The sequence below is a fragment of the Streptomyces sp. NPDC101234 genome (genome assembly GCF_044767525.1).
Taxonomy (GTDB): domain Bacteria; phylum Actinomycetota; class Actinomycetes; order Streptomycetales; family Streptomycetaceae; genus Streptomyces; species Streptomyces sasae.
The window spans coordinates 315,448-337,125 of sequence record NZ_JBIWOA010000008.1 but is presented as its reverse complement, the minus strand read 5'-3'; the positions used below and the strand labels follow the sequence as shown (position 1 = coordinate 337,125).

At 70.3% G+C, this 21,678-nt stretch carries 20 protein-coding genes; 14 read left to right on the top strand and 6 right to left on the bottom strand.

From position 1 onward, the window contains the following. Positions 1 to 63: 63 nt before the first annotated feature. A complete protein-coding gene (locus ACIRR9_RS17865; protein WP_403752278.1) occupies positions 64 to 543 on the bottom strand; it encodes an Lrp/AsnC family transcriptional regulator in 480 nt (159 codons plus the stop codon). Between the two features lie 121 nt (positions 544 to 664). Between ACIRR9_RS17865 and hppD the strand changes: the two genes are divergently transcribed. After that, positions 665 to 1,813 carry a 4-hydroxyphenylpyruvate dioxygenase gene (gene hppD, locus ACIRR9_RS17860; protein WP_123976620.1) on the top strand — a complete coding sequence of 383 codons (1,149 nt, stop codon included), beginning with the start codon at positions 665 to 667 and terminating at the stop codon, positions 1,811 to 1,813. Between the two features lie 147 nt (positions 1,814 to 1,960). Here hppD and ACIRR9_RS17855 read toward each other — a convergent pair whose 3' ends face one another. Further along, positions 1,961 to 3,442, bottom strand: a complete 1,482-nt coding sequence (locus tag ACIRR9_RS17855; RefSeq protein WP_403752275.1) for a tetratricopeptide repeat protein — start codon at positions 3,440 to 3,442, stop codon at positions 1,961 to 1,963. A 92-nt stretch (positions 3,443 to 3,534) separates the two neighbouring features. Between ACIRR9_RS17855 and ACIRR9_RS17850 the strand changes: the two genes are divergently transcribed. After that, on the top strand, positions 3,535 to 4,941 hold the full coding sequence (locus ACIRR9_RS17850; protein WP_403752273.1) for an FAD-binding oxidoreductase: 1,407 nt from the start codon (positions 3,535 to 3,537) through the stop codon (positions 4,939 to 4,941). An 18-nt stretch (positions 4,942 to 4,959) separates the two neighbouring features. On the opposite strand, the gene ACIRR9_RS17845 is transcribed toward ACIRR9_RS17850, so the two are convergent. After that, the gene (locus ACIRR9_RS17845; protein ID WP_403752270.1) at positions 4,960 to 5,373 is read right to left on the bottom strand and encodes an SsgA family sporulation/cell division regulator; all 414 of its coding nucleotides are present in this window, start codon (positions 5,371 to 5,373) and stop codon (positions 4,960 to 4,962) included. A gap of 256 nt (positions 5,374 to 5,629) precedes the next feature. On the opposite strand from ACIRR9_RS17845, the gene ACIRR9_RS17840 reads away from it, so the two are divergent. Then, positions 5,630 to 7,096 (top strand): RDD family protein, encoded by a 1,467-nt coding sequence (locus ACIRR9_RS17840; protein ID WP_403752267.1) that lies wholly within the window; start codon positions 5,630 to 5,632, stop codon positions 7,094 to 7,096. Between the two features lie 88 nt (positions 7,097 to 7,184). Next, positions 7,185 to 7,859, top strand: coding sequence for an RDD family protein (locus ACIRR9_RS17835; protein ID WP_403752264.1), 675 nt, complete (start codon positions 7,185 to 7,187; stop codon positions 7,857 to 7,859). A 98-nt stretch (positions 7,860 to 7,957) separates the two neighbouring features. On the opposite strand, the gene ACIRR9_RS17830 is transcribed toward ACIRR9_RS17835, so the two are convergent. Continuing rightward, positions 7,958 to 8,251 carry a hypothetical protein gene (locus ACIRR9_RS17830; RefSeq protein WP_384556076.1) on the bottom strand — a complete coding sequence of 98 codons (294 nt, stop codon included), beginning with the start codon at positions 8,249 to 8,251 and terminating at the stop codon, positions 7,958 to 7,960. Between the two features lie 421 nt (positions 8,252 to 8,672). Between ACIRR9_RS17830 and ACIRR9_RS17825 the strand changes: the two genes are divergently transcribed. Continuing rightward, on the top strand, positions 8,673 to 11,033 hold the full coding sequence (locus ACIRR9_RS17825) for an immune inhibitor A domain-containing protein (RefSeq protein WP_403752260.1): 2,361 nt from the start codon (positions 8,673 to 8,675) through the stop codon (positions 11,031 to 11,033). Between the two features lie 121 nt (positions 11,034 to 11,154). Next, a complete protein-coding gene (locus ACIRR9_RS17820) occupies positions 11,155 to 11,484 on the top strand; it encodes a hypothetical protein (protein ID WP_385680485.1) in 330 nt (109 codons plus the stop codon). Positions 11,485 to 12,042: 558 nt separating this feature from the next. Here the strand turns inward: ACIRR9_RS17820 and ACIRR9_RS17815 are convergent. Further along, positions 12,043 to 12,627 carry a nicotinamidase gene (locus ACIRR9_RS17815; RefSeq protein ID WP_365337986.1) on the bottom strand — a complete coding sequence of 195 codons (585 nt, stop codon included), beginning with the start codon at positions 12,625 to 12,627 and terminating at the stop codon, positions 12,043 to 12,045. A 148-nt stretch (positions 12,628 to 12,775) separates the two neighbouring features. Beyond that, positions 12,776 to 14,122, bottom strand: a complete 1,347-nt coding sequence (locus ACIRR9_RS17810; protein WP_403752256.1) for a nicotinate phosphoribosyltransferase — start codon at positions 14,120 to 14,122, stop codon at positions 12,776 to 12,778. A gap of 7 nt (positions 14,123 to 14,129) precedes the next feature. On the opposite strand from ACIRR9_RS17810, the gene clpS reads away from it, so the two are divergent. The 8 genes from clpS (at position 14,130) to ACIRR9_RS17770 (ending at position 21,579) form a co-directional block, all read left to right on the top strand. After that, positions 14,130 to 14,495, top strand: a complete 366-nt coding sequence (gene clpS, locus ACIRR9_RS17805) for an ATP-dependent Clp protease adapter ClpS (protein ID WP_403752345.1) — start codon at positions 14,130 to 14,132, stop codon at positions 14,493 to 14,495. Between the two features lie 46 nt (positions 14,496 to 14,541). After that, the gene (locus ACIRR9_RS17800) at positions 14,542 to 15,147 is read left to right on the top strand and encodes a DUF2017 domain-containing protein (RefSeq protein ID WP_403752253.1); all 606 of its coding nucleotides are present in this window, start codon (positions 14,542 to 14,544) and stop codon (positions 15,145 to 15,147) included. 334 nt (positions 15,148 to 15,481) lie between these two features. Beyond that, the gene (locus ACIRR9_RS17795) at positions 15,482 to 16,930 is read left to right on the top strand and encodes an amino acid permease (RefSeq protein ID WP_403752250.1); all 1,449 of its coding nucleotides are present in this window, start codon (positions 15,482 to 15,484) and stop codon (positions 16,928 to 16,930) included. 133 nt (positions 16,931 to 17,063) lie between these two features. After that, a complete protein-coding gene (locus ACIRR9_RS17790; protein ID WP_123976633.1) occupies positions 17,064 to 17,486 on the top strand; it encodes a Mov34/MPN/PAD-1 family protein in 423 nt (140 codons plus the stop codon). 355 nt (positions 17,487 to 17,841) lie between these two features. After that, positions 17,842 to 17,937, top strand: coding sequence for a putative leader peptide (locus tag ACIRR9_RS17785; protein WP_311737230.1), 96 nt, complete (start codon positions 17,842 to 17,844; stop codon positions 17,935 to 17,937). A gap of 84 nt (positions 17,938 to 18,021) precedes the next feature. Next, complete coding sequence (locus ACIRR9_RS17780) at positions 18,022 to 18,300, top strand: MoaD/ThiS family protein (RefSeq protein WP_123976634.1); 279 nt, start codon at positions 18,022 to 18,024, stop codon at positions 18,298 to 18,300. A 7-nt stretch (positions 18,301 to 18,307) separates the two neighbouring features. Next, complete coding sequence (locus tag ACIRR9_RS17775) at positions 18,308 to 19,258, top strand: cysteine synthase (protein ID WP_365337995.1); 951 nt, start codon at positions 18,308 to 18,310, stop codon at positions 19,256 to 19,258. A 245-nt stretch (positions 19,259 to 19,503) separates the two neighbouring features. Then, positions 19,504 to 21,579 carry a putative Ig domain-containing protein gene (locus ACIRR9_RS17770; protein WP_403752245.1) on the top strand — a complete coding sequence of 692 codons (2,076 nt, stop codon included), beginning with the start codon at positions 19,504 to 19,506 and terminating at the stop codon, positions 21,577 to 21,579. Positions 21,580 to 21,678 lie beyond the last annotated feature (99 nt).

Below are 21,678 nucleotides of genomic sequence, written 5' to 3'. Positions count from 1 at the left end.
AAATAGACCTTTGCAACCCTCTCTTTGCATCAACTTCTTTGTAACTCGCTCCACTTGAGGCGGTCAGCCCTCCTCGCTGTCCTCCGCCGCCTGTTCCACCAGCGGGATGACCCGCAGCGGAACGGGGTTCTCCATGACAATCGCCGTGGAGGCGCGGACGATGCCGTCGAAGCCGACGACCCGGTCGATCACCCGCTGGAGATCGGCGTTGGAGCGGGCCACCAGGCGGCACAGCATGTCGCCGGTGCCGGTGGTGGTGTGCAGTTCGAGGACCTCTGGCACGGTGGCCAGATGGGCCCGGACGTCCGGGCCCTGGCCCTGCCGGATCTGGAGGGTGGCGAACGCGGTGACCGGGTAGCCGAGGGCGGCCGGGTCCACCTGCGGGCCGAATCCCTGGATCACCCCGTTCGACTGGAGCCGGTCGAGACGCGCCTGCACGGTCCCCCGGGCCACCCCCAGCCGGCGGGACATCTCCAGCACGCCGATCCGCGGCTCCCGGGCCAACAGCACCAGGATCCGTCCGTCCAGACGATCGATCGTCATGCCCGCCTCCCGATGGTCACCATGTACAGAAAGTCCGCCGGTATGGAGGTACCGCTGAGCATATTGCCCAGGCAAAACGCGAACTATTGCGCACCTTGCCCGCCAGGTTCACCCTTCGACCATGACGCAGACCACAGACCACACTCCCGACACGACCACCCGGCAGGACGACCCCTTCCCGGTCAAGGGAATGGACGCGGTCGTCTTCGCCGTGGGCAACGCCAAGCAGGCGGCGCACTACTACTCCACCGCCTTCGGCATGCGGCTGGTCGCGTACTCCGGACCGGAGAACGGCAGCCGCGAGACCGCGAGCTATGTGCTGGAGAACGGCTCGGCGCGGTTCGTCCTCACCTCCGTCATCAGGCCGGACTCCGAGTGGGGCCACTTCCTGGCCCGCCATGTCGCCGAGCACGGCGACGGTGTCGTCGACCTCGCCATCGAGGTCCCGGACGCTCGCGCCGCGCACGCCTACGCGGTCGAGCACGGCGCCCGGTCGGTGGCCGAGCCGTACGAACTGAAGGACGAGCACGGGACCGTCGTCCTCGCCGCGATCGCCACGTACGGCCAGACCCGCCACACCCTTGTCGAGCGGCGGGGCTACGACGGCCCGTACCTGCCGGGATTCGTCGCCGCGTCCCCGATCGTCGAACCGCCGGCCCGCCGCACCTTCCAGGCGGTCGACCACTGCGTCGGCAACGTCGAACTCGGCCGGATGAACGAATGGGTCGGCTTCTACAACAAGGTCATGGGCTTCACGAACATGAAGGAGTTCGTGGGCGACGACATCGCCACCGAGTACAGCGCGCTGATGTCGAAGGTGGTGGCGGACGGGACCCTGAAGGTGAAGTTCCCGATCAACGAGCCCGCCGTAGCCAAGAAGAAGTCCCAGATCGACGAGTACCTGGAGTTCTACGGCGGCGCGGGCGTCCAGCACATCGCGCTCAACACCAACGACATCGTCGGGACCGTGCGGACCATGCGCGCGGCCGGTGTGCAGTTCCTCGACACCCCGGACTCGTACTACGACACCCTCGGCGAGTGGGTGGGCGACACCCGGGTGCCGGTCGACACCCTCCGCGAGCTGAAGATCCTCGCCGACCGCGACGAGGACGGCTATCTGCTGCAGATCTTCACCAAGCCGGTCCAGGACCGGCCGACGGTCTTCTTCGAGATCATCGAACGGCACGGCTCGATGGGCTTCGGCAAGGGCAACTTCAAGGCCCTGTTCGAGGCGATCGAGCGCGAGCAGGAGCGCCGCGGGAACCTGTGAGCCGACGGCCGGAACGTGACTCCGGTCGAATTCGTCTCCGCCGCGACGGCGATCAGCCACGGCGGCGGAGTCCGGCGGAGTATGGCGGTGCCCAACCGGCCCGGTGGTGTCCGGCGGCGCTGCTCGCCGGAGTCCGCCGGGGTCCGGCTACCCCGGCAGCGGCTCCTCCGGTGGCTCTTCCCCGAGCGCGGCCAGGGTCGCCTTGGCCACCGGTACCTGCAGCGGCGAGAAGTACGGGTTGATCCGCAGTGCGTCCTGGAGGTGGCGGCGGGCCGGGGCCTCCAGCTCCAGGTCGCGTTCGATCATGCCCCGGTGGAACGCGTACGGCGCACTGCGGACCCCGCCGCCCTTCGTCGAGTCCGTCGCGATCGAGGCGTACCGCAGCGCCTCCTTGTCGTCACCGGCCCGGTGCAGCGCCCAGCCCAGGGCGTCGGCGACCTCGATGCCGGGCTGCCGCTCCCATTCGGCCGTCAGCCGCTGCACCGCCTCCTGGACATCCCCGTGGTCCTCCTCGTACCGCCCGATCAGCAGATCGTCGTCGATCCCGGCCGCCAGCTCCCGCTGCACCTGCGCCCGCAGGGCCGCGTACTGCGTGTCCGCCTCCCGCCCCAACCCCAGCGACTCGTACAACTCACCCAGCTCCAGGGAGACTTGGGGAGACGGCCGGTGTGCGAGGGCGCCCTGGTACGCGGTCAGCGCATCCTGTGTGCGGCCCAGCGCGGCCAGTGCCCGCCCCTGCCCCGCCCGGGCAACCGACAGGTCGGGGTCGAGGCCCACGGCCGCACGGAAGTGCCGCAGCGCGTCGTCCCGGTCGCCCCGCTCCCAGGCCAGCTGTCCGGCCTGGCACAGGTACGCGGCCTGCTCGGCGGGCGTCCGGGCGGCCGCCGCCGCGTCGGTCACCTGGGCCACGGCGTCCTCGCGCCAGCCCCGGTCCCGGTACACGGCGGAGGCCCGGGCCATCACGGCGGGCCTCACGTCGGCCCCGACCTTCAGCGCCATCAGCTTGTCCAGCGCGGACCTGGCCGCCTTGTAGTCGCCGAGCCCGTTGTAGGCGTCGATCAGCGCCGGATACGTCGACCACTGCTTCGGCGCCGCCCGCAGCGCCTCCTCGCCGAACCGCTTGGCCTCGGGGAAGTCCCGGCGGGCGTTGGCCAGCGCCGTGAGTCCGCGCAGCGCCTCGGCGTTGCCCTTGGCCGACACCTCAAGGGAGGTCTGCAGCGCCCGCTCGGCCCTCGGATAGTCGGCGATCCCGGCGGTCCGGGCCGCCCGCTCCACATACGCGGCCCCGAGCACCGCCCAGGCCCGCGCGTCCTTCGGCTGTGCCCGGACCCGGGCCTCCCGCTCGCCGATCAGCGTCGTGAGGTCGGGCAGCGCGGCGGGCATCCCGTTGACGACCTCCGTCACGACCTGCGCCGTCGACTGCCGCTGCGCCTGGGGTCCGGCGGCCGCGGGCCGGGCGGCGGGGGGTGACGGGTGCGGGTGCCACAGCAGCAGCGCTCCGCAGGCCGCCGCGCTGCCGGCCAGTGCGACGATCAGCAGCCTCCGCAGCACCCGGCGGCGGCGCGGCGGCTCCGGCTCCGGGAGCAGCGAGGTGGCGGGTCCGGACGGTCGGTTGTCGAGCGCGCACATGCCGCACACTGTGCGTCAATACGACCACCACATCCATGCGGCCCAAGGACGGACCCTGTGGGGTTCACACCGATGGCCCCGGGTGCGACGCTGTGATCATGAGCCGTATCGAAGCGCCTCGGGACGAGGCCACCGGAAACCTCACCGACCGGCTCCTCGCGGGTCTGCCGGCCGACGCGGTTCTCGTCGACCCCGATGTGACCGCCTCCTACGCCAACGACATGGCGAGCTTCTGCCCGGCCGGTGCCCCGGCCGTGGTCGTGCTGCCGCGCACGGTCGAAGAGGTCCAGCACGTCATGCGCACCGCCACCGAACTGCGTGTCCCGGTCGTCCCGCAGGGCGCCCGCACCGGCCTGTCCGGCGGCGCCAACGCCACCGACGGCTGCATCGTGCTGTCCCTGACGAAGATGGACCGCATCCTGGAGATCTCGCCGGTCGACCGCATCGCCGTCACCGAACCGGGCGTCGTCAACGCCACCCTCTCCCGCGCGGTCGAGGAACACGGCCTCTACTACCCGCCGGACCCCTCCAGCTGGGAGATGTGCACGATCGGCGGCAACATCGGCACCGCGTCCGGCGGGCTGTGCTGTGTGAAGTACGGGGTGACCGCCGAGTACGTGCTGGGCCTGGACGTCGTCCTCGCCGACGGGCGGCTGCTGTCCACCGGCCGGCGTACGGCGAAAGGTGTCGCCGGGTACGACCTCACCCGGCTCTTCGTCGGCTCGGAGGGCTCGCTCGGCATCGTCGTACGGGCCGTGCTGGCCCTGAAGCCCAAGCCGCCGCAGCAGCTGGTGCTGGCGGCCGAGTTCGGCTCCGCGGCCGCCGCCTGCGACGCGGTGTGCAAGATCATGGCGGGCGGGCATGTGCCGTCCCTCCTCGAACTGATGGACCGCACGACCGTGCGGGCGGTCAATGCCCTCACCCACATGGGCCTGCCGGAGTCCACCGAGGCGCTGCTGCTCGCCGCCTTCGACACCCCGGACCCCGCCGCGGACCTGGCCGCCCTCGGCGAGCTGTGCGAGGCCGCGGGCGCCACCCAGGTGGTCCCGGCCGACGACGCCGCCGAGTCCGAACTCCTCCTCCAGGCCCGCCGGTCCTCACTCGTCGCCCTGGAGGCCGTCAAGGGCACCACGATGATCGACGACGTGTGCGTGCCCCGTTCCCGGCTCGGCGACATGATCGAGGGCGTCGAGCGCATCGCGGACAAGTACCGGCTGACCATCGGGGTGGTCGCCCACGCGGGCGACGGCAACACGCACCCCACCGTCTGCTTCGACGCCCAGGACCCCGACGAATGCGCCCGCGCCCGTGCGTCCTTCGACGAGATCATGGCCCTCGGACTGGAGCTCGGCGGCACCATCACCGGCGAACACGGCGTCGGCGTCCTGAAGAAGGAGTGGCTGGCCCGCGAGATCGGGCCGGTGGGCGTGGAGATGCAGCGGGCCGTCAAGGACGTCTTCGACCCGCTGGGCATCCTCAATCCCGGCAAGCTGTTCTGACCTCATCCGCCGGGGGCCTCACTGGGCCAGCAGCTGGTCGAGCGCGTCGTCGATCCCCAGCCGCCGGCCCTCGGACCCCGGGGGCACCGCCCGCAGCGTCCGCTCCAGCCAGGCGGACACCTGGGCGGTCGGCGCCTGGAGCAGGGCGTCCCCGTCGGGCGAACTCAGCGCCATCAGCACGACGCTGCGGCCCTCCGACTTCGTCGGCCACACCCGTACGTCCCCGTGCCCGCTCGGCCGGAACACCCCCTCCACCAGGAGGTCGCGGGCGAAGGTCCAGTGCACCGGGAAGTCGGAGTTGATGTGGAAGCTGACATGGACGGCGTACGGGTCGTCGGAGCGGTAGGCGAGCCGCGCCGGGACCGGGATGCTCCGCTCCGGGGACAGGATGAGCCGGAGCTCCAGCTCGCGTTCCACCACGGTGTGATCCATGACGTTCGTTTCCTCTCTCGATCATTCGTTCTCGATCAGTCGTACGGGCGCCTGCGGGTGGGCCCGTACGAGTGGAGAGAGGCTGGGGCCGCGAGCATTACGCGGGTTCCGGAAGATTTTTTTCCGATGCGGTGAAGGGGATGCACAGGGCTGCCCGGAAAGGGGCGGGTCCTGCGGGACTGGCGGTGGGGACCACCCGGGTCTGATAGATGTGGAGGCTCCCACACGACCCCCGAGCAGATACGGGACGACGGACATGAGCGCCCCAACTCCGGCACCCGGTGACGAACGGCCCCGCGAGGGCTACTACCCGGACCCGTCCATCCCCGGCTACGTCCGTTACTGGAACGGTGCCTCCTGGGTGCCGGGCACCAGCCGCCCCGCCCCGGCCGACGGCCGGCCGCTCATGCCGCCGCCCGGCTCCGGCCCTGCGGCTTCCGGGGCTCCCGCGCCCCCTGCGGCCTCTTCGGTGGAGGAGACCGGCCCGCACTTCTTCGACGAGGACCCGCAGGCGGCAACCTCCGGCTGGGGCGCCGACCCCCGGGCGGCCGGCGCCCCGGCCCAGCCGGACGGCCGGTCGTCCCGCACCGACGGTACGGCGACGATCCCGCCGGCGGACCAGGGCGACATCGACTCGGGGGGCACGTTCATCTTCCGCAGGCCGACGGTCGGCCCGGCCCAGCCGCCCATGGACGACGGCACGCTGACGTTCCGTCCGATCCGGGGCGAGGGCGCGCAGGGGCCGGACACCGGCGCGGCGGACCCGGGCACGGGGGCGGGCGGTACCGGCGCGGGCCAGGGCGGGTTCGGTGCGCCGGGCTCCGGTGGTGCCGGTGCGTCCGGTCCCGGTGGTTACGGCGCTCAGAGCTCCGCCGGTCCCGTCGGCGCGGCCGGCTTCGGGGCCCAGGGACCCGTCGGCGCGCCCGGTGCCGGAGCGGGCGGTACCGGCACCGGCCGTCCCGGCTTCGGTGCCGGAAAGGCGGCCGCGGCCCGCGCGGCGGCGGCCCAGGCGGAACCCGACCAGGGGCCCGCCGCTCCCCAGGCGGTCGCCCCGTCCCTGCCCCAGCAGTCCGGTCTGCCGCAGTCCCCGACGGCCGCCGCCGGCCCCATGGCCGCCGGTGCCGGCGGCGGGCAGTCCTCCTGGGCGCAGCAGGTGCACCAACTCGCCGGTGACCAGCAGCCGGCGCCCTGGAAGCCGCCGGTGGAGGACGTCTTCCAGGCGGCCGCCCGGCGGCAGGCGGCGGCCCGTCCCGCCGGACTCGGCAAGCGGTTCGCCGCGCGGCTCGTCGACAGCCTGATCGTCGGCGGGGTCACCGCGGCCGCCGCCGTACCGTTCGGCACCAAGGCGGCCCAGCACGTGCAGGACAAGATCGACGCGGCCAAGCTGTCCGGCCGTACCGAGACGGTCTGGCTGCTCGACGGCACGACGGGCGCGTACCTCGGGATCGTGCTCGCCGTCCTGCTCGTCGCCGGTGTCCTCTACGAGGTGCTGCCCACCGCCAGATGGGGCCGCACGCTCGGCAAGAAGCTGTTCGGCTTGGAGGTACGGGACATCGAGGGCCATGAGCCCCCCGCCTTCGGCGCCGCGCTGCGCCGCTGGCTGGTGTACACCGTGCCCGGGCTGCTCGGCATCGGGATCGTCGGTGTCGCCTGGTGCCTGTTCGACCGGCCCTGGCGCCAGTGCTGGCACGACAAGGCGGCGCGCACCTTCGTGGCGGAATAGGGATCGCCCCCTCCGTGGCCGGACGGGGATTGCCCCGTACGGCCGCGCGCCGGATGCGGGCCGGGCGGCTTCGCGGTCCACTCGGGCCATGAGCACCGAACCGCCGCCGGGCTCCGGACAGCCGCCGGAAGACGACCCGTTCAGGAAACAGCCCCCGCCGGGCGAGGGCCAGGGGCCGGGTTCGGGCTCGCCGTACGACACCCCGTACGGCGGCTCGCAGCCCCCACCGCCCTCCTACGGCGGTGGCCCCTACGGCGGCGGCCCCTACGGAGCGGGCGGCGACGAGGGCGGCTACCCCGCCGATCCGCTCGCCGGGATGCCCCCGCTCGCCGACAGCGGCAGACGCACCCTCGCCAGGATCATCGACATGATCCTGGTGGGCATCGTGGTCGTGCTGGTCACCTTGGCGTTCGGGGTGAGCGAGTACCAGATGCACGGCGAGCGGATCTCGGCCGGCAGATCCCTCGCCCAGTCGGTCATCGCCGCCGTCCTGTTCGTCGCCTACGACACCCTGCTGATCGCCAAGACGGGCCAGACCCTCGGCAAGAAGTGGCTCGGCATGCGGGTCGCCAACCTGAACGACGGTGCCACCCCCTCCGGCCAGACCTCGCTGATGCGGGCCCTGGTGCTGTGGCTGCCGTTCGCCTTCTGCTGCGCCTGCGTCTGGACGATCATCTGCGGCGGCTGGAGTTTCTTCGACAAACCGTACAAACAGGGGTTGCACGACAAGGCCGCGAAGACGGTCGTCGTCAGTACGAGGTGATCCCGCCGTAGGCGGTACGAGGTGGTCCCGAGGGGCGCACAAGCAGTCGGCGGGTCCGTCAGTCTCACGGACCCGCCGACTTCGCGTGTGTGCGTGTGTCAGGGCGCGGTGGGCTCCCGGACGGGCTCGGCCGTGGCGGCGGCCACGGTCTCCCGGGGTGCGGGGACCCGCACACCGGGCGGTGCGGTCGGGGTGGGCTGTGACTGTGCGACCGTGCGGGGCCCAGGGAGCGGGACCGTCATGGCCACCAGCAGTCCCAGACCGAGCGCGGCGAGCGCGATGACCGCGATCCCGATGCCCGAACTCGTCTGTGACAGCAGCAGCATGGCGAGCGTCGAGCAGATCACGGTGCACGAACCGTAGACGAGCTGTGCCGGGGTCGGACGAGGCATGGCAATCGTGTCCTCGGAAGATGTGGGGGTGAGACGGGTAGCCGGCCTGACATTTCACCGGCTTCCGGGCGTTCCACCATTCGACTCTATTCGCGTGTGTGCCCGAGAGGAACGACCGGTAAGCGTGACCTAACCCACGGTACCGGTGCACAGGGGGCGCACGGTCGCATGGCATACGGCAACCAGAGGCATATGCGCGCCGGTTGAGCGAGGTCCTTCGTGGGTGGGTCCCTCCCCGGGCGTCCGTAAAGCGAACTTCAGCTCCGCATACTGGAGTTGAAGTTTCTAAGTCAAGGTCTGTCTTTTCTCGTAAACCAGTAGTCAAATGTCGTCACTTGAATCGACGCGTTGAACGTGCGCGCACGGACCCAACCATGACCCGGTCCCCCTTCCGTGCGCGCGGCGCGGGGGAGGAACTCAAGTGACCAGCAGACCCTGGACGTTCAGAGCACTCGCCGTAGGAGTGACGCTCGCGACCGCCTCCGTGGGATTCGCCACCTTCGCGGTCGCGGAGGCGGCGACCCCGGCCGCGACCGCCACCGCCGGCCGGCACGACCCGTCGGCGAAGCAGGACGAGCACGATCTCGACGGCCCCCTGAGCAAGACCCAGGAGGCCCAGCGCCAGGAGGCCCTCGACCAGGTCATATCCGGCAAGGCCCAGGTCAAGGACCGCAACGGTTCGAAGGTCGTCCAGCTCAAGGGCAAGAAGGGCGACAGCAAGTACGTCGAGCTCGGCCGCGAGAAGACGGACAAGATCTTCACGATCCTGGTGGAGTTCGGCGACCAGACCGACCCCCGGTACAACGGCACGGCGGGCCCGCTGCACAACCAGATAGCCCAGCCGGACCGCACCAAGGACAACTCCACGGCGTGGCAGGCGGACTACAACCAGGCCCACTTCCAGGACCTCTACTTCGGCACCGGCAAGAACACCGAGTCGCTGAAGAAGTACTACGAGAAGCAGTCCTCGGGCCGCTACTCGGTCGACGGTGAGGTCACCGACTGGGTCAAGGTCCCCTACAACGAGGCCCGTTACGGCAACAACGCCTGCGGTTCCACCACCTGCTCCAGTGTCTGGAACCTGGTGCGCGACGGCCTGAACGCCTGGGTCGCCGACCAGAAGGCGGCCGGCGAGTCCGACGCCGCCATCAAGGCCGACCTCGCCCAGTACGACCAGTGGGACCGCTACGACTACGACGGCGACGGCAACTTCAACGAGCCCGACGGCTACGTCGACCACTTCCAGATCGTGCACGCGGGCGAGGACGAGTCCGCGGGCGGCGGCGCCCAGGGCACCGACGCGATCTGGGCGCACCGCTGGTACGCCTTCGGCACCGACGCCGGCGCCACCGGCCCCGACAACAACAAGCTGGGCGGTACCCAGGTCGGCGACACCGGCATCTGGGTCGGCGACTACACCATGCAGCCGGAGAACGGCGGCCTCGGCGTCTACGCCCACGAGTACGGCCACGACCTCGGCCTGCCGGACGAGTACGACACCGACGGCGGCGAGAACTCCACCGGTTTCTGGACCCTGATGTCCTCCGGCTCCTGGCTGGGCACCGGCAAGGAGTCCATCGGCGACCTGCCGGGCGACATGAACGCCTGGGACAAGCTGCAGCTCGGCTGGCTCAACTACGACGTGGCCAAGGCGGGCGTGAAGTCCGCCCACAAGCTGGGCGTCGCCGAGTACAACACGAAGAACAAGCAGGCCCTCGTGGTCACCCTGCCCGACAAGGCGGTCACGACCACGGTCGTCACCCCGGCTGAGGGCTCGACCCAGTGGTGGAGCGGCAGCGGCAACGACCTGAAGAACACGCTGACTCGTGAGGTCGACCTCACCGGCAAGTCGTCCGCCGCGCTCTCGCTCGACGGCTGGTACGACATCGAGGCCAACTACGACTACCTCTACGCGGAGGTGTCCACCGACGGCGGCGCCAACTGGACCGCCCTGGACGGCACGGTGAACGGCGCGGCCATCCCGCGCGACGGCAGCGACAAGCCGGCGCTCACCGGTTCGATCGACGCGTACGCCAAGCTGTCGTACCCGCTGGACGCCTACGCGGGCCAGAAGATCCAGCTCCGCTTCCGCTACCAGACCGACGGCGGGGTCGCCCTGAAGGGCTTCACGGCCGACGAGATCACGGTGACCGCGGACGGCTCGGCCGTCTTCTCCGACAACGCGGAGTCGGCGGACGCCGCTTGGACCGCCTCCGGCTTCTCCCGCATCGGTGAGTCCTTCACCAAGGACTATGCGCAGTACTACATCGCGGAGAACCGCCAGTACGTGTCGTACGACAAGACCCTCAAGGTCGGCCCGTACAACTTCGGCTTCTCGACGACCCGTCCGGACTGGGTGGAGCACTACCCGTACCAGAACGGCCTGTTGATCTGGAAGTGGGACACCTCCGAGGCGGACAACAACACGCACACGGGCGACGGCGGTCACCCGGGCACCGGTCTGATCCTCCCGATCGACTCCCACCCGGCGCCGCTGAAGTGGTCCGACGGCACGCTGATGCGCAACCGCATCCAGGCCTACGACTCGCCGTTCAGCCTCTACCGCACGGACGGCATCACCCTGCACAAGGCGGACGTCGCGACGAAGATCAAGTCGGCTGCCGGGGTGCCGGTCTTCAACGACCACACCAGCACCTACTACGACGCGTCGAACCCGGCCGCCGGTGTCAAGATCACTGACACCAACACCAAGATCAAGATCGTCAAGGAAGCGCGAGACGGCTCGACGATCTCCCTCCAGGTCGGCCCCGCGACGAAGTAATCCCTGTTCTCGCAGGTCAGACACATATCGGCGGCGACCCCTTGGCGGGTCGCCGCCGATCGTGTTTAGGTGCGTCCTGTGGATTTCTTATTGACACCGACGCGGACGGGGATCTGATCGCATGGCCGCAGGAGGCTTCTGCAAGCTGCCCAACGGCATGGTGGTGGTGGCGCTGAACCTGCCCAGCCCGACCGCCGCGGACGGCTCGTCCGCGGTACGGGTACTGGTCCATGCCCAGAACCGCGCCCGCGCCCTGACCAGGCTCCGCAACCTCGGCATGCGAGCGGTCTACCTACGGGGCAACGCCGCCCCTCCGACCCCGGACGAGATCACGGCCGTCCTCCACCACCCCGACGGCCTGATATGGCGAACGGCCCCTGACAACGGTGTCACGGCAACCGAACTGTGGAGACCGATCAGATCCCTACTCCGCCGACCAACAGCAGCGTGACCAGCACGTTCCCGACACCGGCCGGGCAGCCGACCCAGGGCCGCAAAGGCCGACGGCAAGGGTTGAGTACTGGGCAGGGCAGCCAACCCAGGGGCGCGGGGAACTGCGCGACCGGCCCCCACCGGCCCGGGCAGCCGACCCAGGGCCGCAAAGGCCGACGGCAAGGGTTGGGCGCCGGGCGGGGCAGCCGACTCAGGGGCGCGGGGAACTGCGCGACCGGCCCCCACCGGCCCGGGCGTGGGCGGGTGCGTCGATCGGCGCCGGCCCGGGCAGCCGCCCCAGGGCCGCAAAGGCCGACGGCAAGGGTTGAGTGCTGGGCAGGGCAGCCGACTCAGGGGCGCGGGGAACTGCGCGACCGGCCCCCACCGGCCCGCGGGTGACCACCGGCCGGTCCGGCACCGCCGAAATCCGCCGTCGCGGCTGAGCGCCGCTGCGGCGGAGATGAATGTGAGCGGTGGACGCAGCCGCAGGGGGCCTGAGGGTGCAGCGGCCTGAGGGTGCAGCGGCCTGAGGGTGTGGCGGCCTGAGGGTGCGGTGGCCTCGGGGGTGTGGCGGTTTCTAGACGACCGGCTTGCCGGTCAGTTCTACGCCGGCCTCGCGGAGCTGTTCCAGGGCGCGTTCCGTCGTGTCCTCGGCCACCCCCGCCGTGAGGTCCAGCAGGACCTGCGTGCGGAAGCCCTCCCGCGCCGCGTCCAGCGCCGTCGCCCGCACGCAGTGGTCCGTGGCGATGCCCACCACGTCCACCTCGTCGATCTTGCGGGCGCGCAGCCAGTCGCCCAGTTTCACCCCGTTCTCGTCGGCGCCCTCGAAGCCGCTGTACGCCGCCGCGTACTCCCCCTTGCTGAACACGGCGTCCACCGCCCCGGAGGCGACCGCCGGGGCGAAGTTGGGATGGAAGCCCACCCCCTCGGTGCCGGCGACGCAGTGCGCCGGCCAGCTGCGGACATAGTCGGGGTTGTCGGCGAAGTGGCCCCCCGGCGCGATGTGGTGGTCGCGTGTCGCCACCACGTGGCGGTAGCCGGCGGGCGCCTGCCCGATCAGCTCCGTGATCGCGGCGGCCACATCGGCACCCCCGGTCACCGCGAGACTGCCCCCCTCGCAGAAGTCGTTCTGCACATCGACGACGATCAAGGCGCGGCGCATGGTCGGTGTCCTTCGCATTCGATTTCGGTTCTGTCGACGGGGGAGACGCGTGGATGAAGCGTGCGGGTCCGGCCTGAACCTACGAGCGTAGAGACTTACGGGGGCGTAGGGGAGGGGGCTTTGCGGGGCGCGTACGCGGGCACCCGCTCTAGCTACCCGAGCGCCCCTGTACGTACTCCGTCGGAAGGACCGGTTCCCCTCGGGAGAGCTGGGTCGCGGACAGGGGGAGATTCGCCCGGGCCGCCGCATGGCGGGTGCGGGGCGCGTCCAGGGGCTCGCGCGCGACCACCTCGCCGGACTTCACCAGCTCGACCAGGAGCTGCTGGTCGACCAGGTCGGCCGGGACCTCCCCGGTGCCGACGACCTCGGCCTCCGCCACCCCGTCGGCGTCCAGGCGCCGCGCCGCCCACTTGCGGCCGCCGACGGACGTCTTGCCGCCGGTCGACTTCTTCGCCACCGGCACCAGCGGCGCCCTGAGGTCGGCGGACTCGGCGCGGGCGACCAGCTTGTAGACCATGGAGCAGGTGGGGTGCCCGGAGCCGGTGACCAGCTGGGTGCCGACGCCGTACGCGTCCACCGGCGCCGCGGCGAGCGAGGCGATGGCGTACTCGTCCAGGTCCGAGGTCACCACGATCTTGGTGTCGACGGCGCCCAGCTCGTCCAGCTGCTGGCGCACCCGGTGGGCGACCAGCAGCAGGTCGCCGGAGTCGATGCGGACCGCGCCCAGCTCGGGTCCGGCCACCTCCACGGCCGTACGGACCGCCTCGGCGACGTCGTACGTGTCGACGAGCAGCGTGGTGCCCCGGCCGAGCGAGTCGACCTGGGCCCGGAAGGCGTCGCGCTCGCGGTCGTGGAGCAGGGTGAAGGCGTGGGCGGAGGTGCCGACGGTGGGGATGCCGTAGCGGAAGCCGGCGGCGAGGTCCGAGGTGGTGGCGAAACCGCCGACGTAGGCGGCGCGGGAGGCGGCGACGGCGGCCAGTTCATGGGTGCGGCGGGCACCCATCTCGATCAGCGGACGGTCCCCGGCGGCCGAGGCCATCCGGGAGGCGGCGGCCGCGATCGCCGAGTCGTGGTTGAGGATCGAGAGGATCACGGTCTCCAGGAGCACGCACTCGGCGAAGGAGCCCTCCACCCGCATGATCGGCGAGCCCGGGAAGTAGACCTCGCCCTCGGGGTAGCCCCAGATGTCACCGCTGAAGCGGTACCCGGCGAGCCAGCGCAGGGTGGGCTCGTCGACGATCTTCCGCTCCGCCAGGAAACCGAGGACGCCGTTGTCGAACCGGAAGTTCTCGACCGTGTCCAGGACACGCCCGGTGCCCGCCACGACGCCGTAGCGGCGCCCCTCCGGCAGCCGCCGGGTGAAGACCTCGAAGACGCTCCGCCGCTCGGCCGTACCCGCCTTCAGGGCGGCCTGCAGCATCGTCAGCTCGTACTGGTCCGTGAAGAGCGCCGTCGAGGGAACGTCCACCGGCAGCCCAAGGTCCGCTGTGTTCATGACGAGGATGCTACCCCCATTTCGTCAGTGTGACGATTTTTCCTCGGCGTGGCAGCATGGCCATGTGACGTCACCCGCTCCCGTAGAGATCGAACGCACCGAGTCGGCGGAGGAGGCCTTCGCCGTACCTGAGCCCGACGTCCCGTGGATCACGATCGTGCACAACGACCCCGTCAACCTCATGAGCTATGTGACGTACGTCTTCCAGTCGTACTTCGGCTATCCCAAGGACAAGGCCACCAAGCTCATGCTGGACGTCCACCACAAGGGCCGGGCGGTCGTCTCCAGCGGCAGCCGCGAGGAGATGGAACGCGACGTACAGGCGATGCACGGCTACGGCCTGTGGGCCACCCTCCAGCAGGACCGGAAGTAGCCCCAGCCCCCTCCTCGACCAGGACCGGAAGCAGCGAATCCCCTCCATGCCAGGAATCTTCGAACCGCTCCCCGGCGGCGGCGCCGCCGTCGCGCTCGACGACGTCGAGATCTCCATCATCCGGTCGCTGGCCGTCCAGCTCCTGGAGCTCATCGGACCCGGCCCCGCCGAGGACGCCCCCGACGACCCGCTCGCCGAACTGTTCGCCGAGGGCCCGAGCGAGGCGCCCAGCGACCCGGTGCTGCGCCGGCTCTTCCCGGACGCCTACTGCGACCCGGAGCGGCTCCCGGAGTCCTCGCAGGAGGCGGAGGAGCAGCGGGCCCATTCCTCCGAGTTCCGCCGCTTCACCGAGAACGACCTGCGGGCCGGCAAGAGGGAGAGCGCCCTCGCGGTGATCCGCTCGCTGGACGCGCTGGCTCCGGTGGAGAAGGGCGGTGCGGTCCTCAAGCTGTCCCCGGACGAGTCCCGGCAGTGGCTCGGCGCCCTCAACGACCTGCGCCTCGCCATCGGCTCCCGCCTCGACATCACCGACGAGGACGACACCGATCTGCTCTACCGGCTCCCGGACGAGGACCCGCGCAAGCCGATGGTGATGGCGTACCTGTGGCTCGGCGGTCTCCAGGAGACCCTGGTCGCCACCCTTATGTCGTAGAAGGTCCGGATTTCGTGTTCGCTCAGAGGACGCTCAAATCCGGATAACGATCCTGTCACCGATGCGGCCTGGTATGGCCGTTTCGGCCGCACTATGTCCGCTTCTTCCAGTGGCGTGCGCCACAATCCCTCTCGGCGGATCCCGGTGATCAGCGTTGCGGCCGTGATAAATCTTCACGACCGCCCGGCGCACACACCACCCATGTGTACGGCCGGGTGCGCCACCGAACCGGCAACCACCGGTCAGGCACCGCTCCATCAATCCGGGGGGATCGAAACCCGATCCGAGGCCGACCAGAGGCCCGGTTCGGCATGGAGAAAGGCGCGCACCACACATGACCTCCGCTCAGGTCGACACATCGGAGAAGGCGTCCAGCGCCTCCGAAGCCCCCGAAGAGGGGTACGAGCGCGGGCTCGGCAGCCGTCAGGTCCAGATGATCGCGATCGGCGGCGCCATCGGCGTCGGCCTCTTCCTGGGCGCCGGGGCGAACATCGCCAAGGCCGGTCCCAGCCTGATCCTGATGTACGCCGTCGCCGGCGCCATCGTCTTCTTCATCATGCGGGCCCTCGGCGAGCTCCTGCTCTACCGCCCGGTCTCCGGCTCCTTCGCCGAGTACTCCCGGGAGTTCCTCGGCCCGTTCTTCGGATACTTCACCGGCTGGACGTACTGGCTGATGTGGGTCGTCACCGGCATGGCCGAGCTGACCGCCGCAGCGATCTACGTCCACTACTGGTTCCCGTCGATCCCGCAGTGGGTGACGGCCCTGGTCTTCCTGGTGGTCCTCTTCGGGGTCAACCTGATCTCCGTGAAGGTGTTCGGAGAGCTGGAGTTCTGGTTCTCCATGGTCAAGGTCACCGCCCTGATCGGCATGATCGTGATCGGCCTCGGCGTCCTGACCTTCGGCTTCAGCAGCGCCGGTGACACCGCGTCGGTCGCGAACCTCTACCAGTTCGACGGCTTCTTCCCCAAGGGCATCGGCTCCTCCCTGATGACCCTGCAGGGCGTCATGTTCGCCTACCTCGCGGTCGAGCTGGTCGGCGTCACCGCCGGTGAGTCGGAGAACCCCGAGAAGACCCTCCCCAAGGCGATCAACACGCTCCCCTGGCGCATCGCCCTCTTCTACGTCGGCGCGCTCACGGTGATCCTCTGTGTCGTCAAGTGGACCGAGTTCGCCCCGGGGGTCTCGCCCTTCGTCGCCGCCTTCGCGAAGATCGGCATCCCGGCGGGCGCCGGCATCGTCAACTTCGTCGTGCTGACCGCCGCCCTGTCCTCCTGCAACTCCGGCATGTACTCCACGGGCCGGATGCTGCGCACCCTCGCCGACAGCGGCGAGGCGCCGGCCGTGTTCCGCCGGCTGTCCGCGTCCAAGACCCCGGCGATCGGCGTCACGGTCTCGGTCCTCTTCATGGGCATCGGCGTGGTCCTCAACTACATCGTCCCGGAGAAGGCGTTCGGCTACGTCACCTCCGTCGCCACCGCGGCCGGCATCTGGACCTGGCTGATGATCCTGATCAGCCACGTCCGCTACCGCCGCGCGGTCGACGCGGGCCGCCTGCCCGCCTCCTCCTTCCCGGCCCCGGGCGGCGCGGTGTGCAGCTGGATCGCCATCGCCTTCCTGCTCTTCGTCACCGGCCTGATCGCGTACGACGCCGACTCCCGCGTCTGCCTCTACGTGATGGCCGGCTGGGCCGCCGCGCTCGGCGCCGGCTGGCTGGTCCTGAAGAACCGCAACCCGGAGATCACCGAGCGGCGCGAGCAGCCGTCGCCGGCGAAGGTCAGCTGACCACCCCCTCCGGACGTCCGCCCCGGGGAGCACTCGTGGCGTTCCCCGCGGCAGCCGCTCAGGACGTCCGGCATCTGGGCCGTCCCGTACCAGCCTTCGGTACGGGACGGCCCTTCTGCTTATCCTGACCGACATGCTGACCATCACCCAGGCCCTCGTCGACCAGATCGTCGCCCACGCGCGCAAGGACCACCCCGACGAGGCGTGCGGCGTCATCGCGGGCCCGGCGGGCTCGGACCGCCCCGAGCGCTTCATCCCGATGCTGAACGCGGCGATGTCCCCGACGTTCTACGAGTTCGACTCCGGCGACCTCCTGAAGCTCTACCGCGAGATGGACGACCGCGACGAGGAACCGGTGGTCATCTACCACTCCCACACGGCGACGGAGGCGTACCCGTCCCGCACGGACATCTCCTACGCGAACGAGCCCGGCGCCCACTACGTCCTCGTCTCGACAGCCGACACCGACGGCCTGGGCGACTTCCAGTTCCGCTCCTACCGCATCGTGGAGGGCGAGATCACAGAGGAAGAACTCACGATCGTCGAGGCGTACTGAGGCCCGGCCGACCGGCCTCTCACGGCCCCGGTGCTCGCCCTGTCCTCTCCGCCGTCGACAGGCTTCCCCGCCGCTCCCGTTTCTCTCGTCGGCCACATCTCTCCGCCGCGGCGGCGCTTCGCCACGACGGCGGATTTCGGCGGTGCCGGACCGCGCGGTGGTCACCTGCGGGCCGGTGGGGGCTGGTCGCGCAGTTCCCCGCGCCCCTGGGTGGGCTGCCCCTGGCCGGCGTTGGAGACGTGACCCCGCGCCCCGGGGTGGCCGCCGCCAGCCTCGTCTCAGAGTGCGGCCGGAATCCGTCCGGTATATGGGATCACACTCCAGGACCCCGGTCGGGAATCGATACGATGACCCCATGGTTTCCTACGACGTGAGCGACAAGGCGCCGGGCAGCATGCTCGTGGCGCGGCTGCACGTCGACCTGTGCAGGCTGAACAGCGCCATCTGTTGACGTTCCCTGCCGCCGTACGGCCGTGAGCCGCGGCGTGCCGCTGCGCGCCCACCCACCCAGACTTTCCGACAGGAGCCCTGAGCCATGGCCATCGAGGTCCGCATCCCGACCATCCTCCGCCAGTACACCGACGGTCAGAAGGCGGTGGAGGGCGGCGGTGACACCCTCGCCGACCTCTTCAACGACCTCGAGTCCCGGCACACCGGCATCCACGCCCGCATCGTGGACGACGGCAAGCTCCGCCGCTTCGTGAACGTGTACCTGAACGACGAGGACGTCCGGTTCCTCGACGGCATCAACACCAAGCTCAGCGACGGCGACACCGTGACGATCCTGCCGGCGGTCGCCGGCGGCATGGCCTGAGATCGGCATGCGCTACGACTCCCCGTTGGCCGCGGTCGGCAACACCCCCCTGGTGCGCCTGCCGCGGCTCTCGCCGTCCGCCGACGTCCGGATCTGGGCCAAGCTGGAGGACCGCAACCCGACCGGCTCGGTCAAGGACCGCCCCGCCCTGCACATGATCGAGCAGGCGGAGAAGGACGGCCGGCTCACCCCGGGCTGCACCATCCTGGAGCCGACCTCCGGCAACACCGGTATCTCGCTGGCGATGGCCGCCAAGCTCAAGGGCTACCGGATGGTCTGCGTGATGCCCGAGAACACCTCGCAGGAGCGCCGTGACCTGCTGGGGATGTGGGGCGCGGAGATCATCTCCAGCCCGGCGGCGGGCGGTTCCAACACCGCCGTGCGGGTGGCGAAAGAGATTGCCGCCGAGCACCCGGACTGGGTGATGTTGTACCAGTACGGCAACCCGGACAACGCCGGTGCGCACTACGCGACGACCGGCCCGGAGATCCTCGCCGACCTGCCGTCCGTCACGCACTTCGTCGCGGGGCTCGGCACGACGGGCACGCTGATGGGCGTCGGCCGCTATCTGCGTGAGCACAAGCCGGATGTGAAGATCGTCGCCGCGGAGCCGCGGTACGACGACCTCGTGTACGGGCTGCGCAACCTCGACGAGGGCTTCGTGCCCGAGCTCTACGACGCCTCCGTGCTCACCACCCGCTTCTCGGTCGGCTCGGCGGACGCCGTGACCCGGACCCGGGAGCTCCTGCAGCAGGAGGGCATCTTCGCGGGCGTCTCCACCGGCGCCGCGCTGCACGCCGCGATCGGCGTCGGCAGGAAGGCCGTACAGGCCGGCGAGAGCGCCGACATCGTGTTCGTCGTCGCCGACGGCGGCTGGAAGTACCTGTCGACCGGCGTCTACACCGCCGCCACGACCGAGGAAGCCATCGAGACCCTCCAGGGTCAGCTCTGGGCATAGCCCTCATCATGTACGCGCCAACCCCCTCTCATGAGGGGGCCAAGCGCCCCCTACGCCGCAGTAAAGATCTTCGCGCGGGGGAACCGGTCTCGACCGAACCCCGTTAGGTTCTGCACCGTCCTGTCATGCCACGCACATCGGCATCCCAGGGTGTTCGAAGTGTCATGCTCATGACTGCGCACTCTGCCGCCGCTACGCGCGTCACGGGCCTGCCTTGTAACCCCACCGATGGAGGCAGTACCCCCATGCGTGAATCACGACGGAGCGTGCGAAGACTCCTCGCCTTCGCCTTCCCCGCTCTCGCCCTCGCCGTCTCCGGTTTCGTCGCGGCACCGACCGCACAGGCACAGGCACCCGCCCCCCAGATCGCCCAGGCGTCCCAGACCTCCCGGGTCGCGCAGAACTCCAAGGCCCTGACCGACCCCGCCCGGCAGGCCGTGCACAGCACCGGCAAGGCCGGGCAGAAGGTGCCCACCAAGCACCTGTGCGCCACCGTCTCCAAGCCCGGTCAGGCCAACTGCTTCGCGCAGCGCCGCACCGACATCAAGCAGCAGCTGTCCGCCGCGCTCGCCGCCGCCCCCTCCGGGCTGAGCCCCACCAACCTGCACAGCGCCTACAACCTGCCCTCAACCGGCGGCTCCGGCCTGACCGTTGCCGTGGTCGACGCCTACAACGACCCCAACGCGGCCTCCGACCTGGCCACTTACCGCTCCCAGTACGGCCTGTCGGCGTGCACCGTCGCCAACGGCTGCTTCAAGCAGGTCAGCCAGACCGGCTCGACCACCTCGCTGCCGACGAACGACACCGGCTGGGCCGGCGAGGAAGCGCTCGACATCGACATGGTCAGCGCGGTCTGCCCCAACTGCAACATCGACCTCGTCGAGGCCAGCTCCGCCACCGACTCCGACCTCGGCACCGCCGAGAACGAGGCCGTCGCGCTCGGCGCCAAGTTCGTCTCCAACAGCTGGGGCGGCTCCGAGTCCTCCTCGCAGACCACCGAGGACACCTCGTACTTCAAGCACCCGGGTGTCGCGATCACCGTCTCCGCCGGTGACAGCGACTACGGCGCCGAGTACCCGGCGACCTCCCAGTACGTGACCGCCGTCGGCGGCACCGCACTCTCCACCTCCTCCAGCACCCGCGGCTGGTCCGAGTCCGTCTGGTACACGAGCTCCTCCGAGGGCACCGGCTCCGGCTGCTCCTCCTACGACTCCAAGCCGAGCTGGCAGACCGACACCGGCTGCACCAAGCGCATGGAGGCCGACGTCTCCGCGGTCGCCGACCCGGCCACCGGTGTCGCGGTCTACGACACCTACGGCGGCTCCGGCTGGGCGGTCTACGGCGGCACCAGCGCCTCCTCGCCGATCATCGCCGGCGTCTACGCCCTCGCGGGCACCCCGGGCACCAGCGACTACCCGGCGAAGTACCCCTACAGCCACACCAGCAACCTGTACGACGTCACCAGCGGCAGCAACGGCTCCTGCTCCACCGCCTACTTCTGCACCGCCGGGACCGGCTACGACGGCCCGACCGGCTGGGGCACCCCGAACGGCACCACCGCCTTCGCCGCCGGCACCAGCAGCGGCGGCAACACGGTGACCGTCACCAACCCGGGCAGCCAGTCCACCGCCACCGGCTCCTCGGTCAGCCTCCAGATCTCGGCGACCGACAGCGCCAGCGCCACCCTCACCTACAGCGCCAGCGGCCTGCCCACCGGCCTGTCCATCTCCAGCTCGACCGGCCTGATCTCCGGCACGGCGTCCACCGCGGGCACCTACAGCACGACCGTCACCGCGACCGACTCCACCGGCGCCTCCGGCTCGGCCTCCTTCACCTGGACCGTCAGCACCAGCGGCAGCGGCTCCTGCACCTCGTCCCAGCTGCTCGGCAACCCCGGCTTCGAGTCGGGCAACACCACCTGGACCGCCTCCAGCGGGGTCATCACCAACTCCAGCAGCGAGTCGGCGCACGCCGGCTCCTACTACGCCTGGCTCGACGGCTACGGCTCCACCCACACCGACACGCTCTCCCAGTCGGTGACCATCCCGTCCGCCTGCACCAACACCACGTTCACCTTCTACCTGCACATCGACACCGCCGAGACCACCACCAGCACCCAGTACGACAAGCTGACGGTGACCGCCGGTTCGACCACCCTGGCCACGTACTCGAACCTCAACGCGGCCTCCGGCTATGTGCAGAAGTCCTTCAGCCTCGGGTCCTACGCGGGCTCGACCGTCACCCTGAAGTTCAGCGGTGTCGAGGACTCCTCGCTCCAGACCAGCTTCGTCATCGACGACACCGCCGTGACGACCAGCTGACCCGCGCCCTGAAGTGACCGGATCCCGCCCCCGGAAGCCGTCCGGGTGCGGGATCCGTATGACGGGCGGCTACGTCATATCGGCATCAAGGGTCCGTTC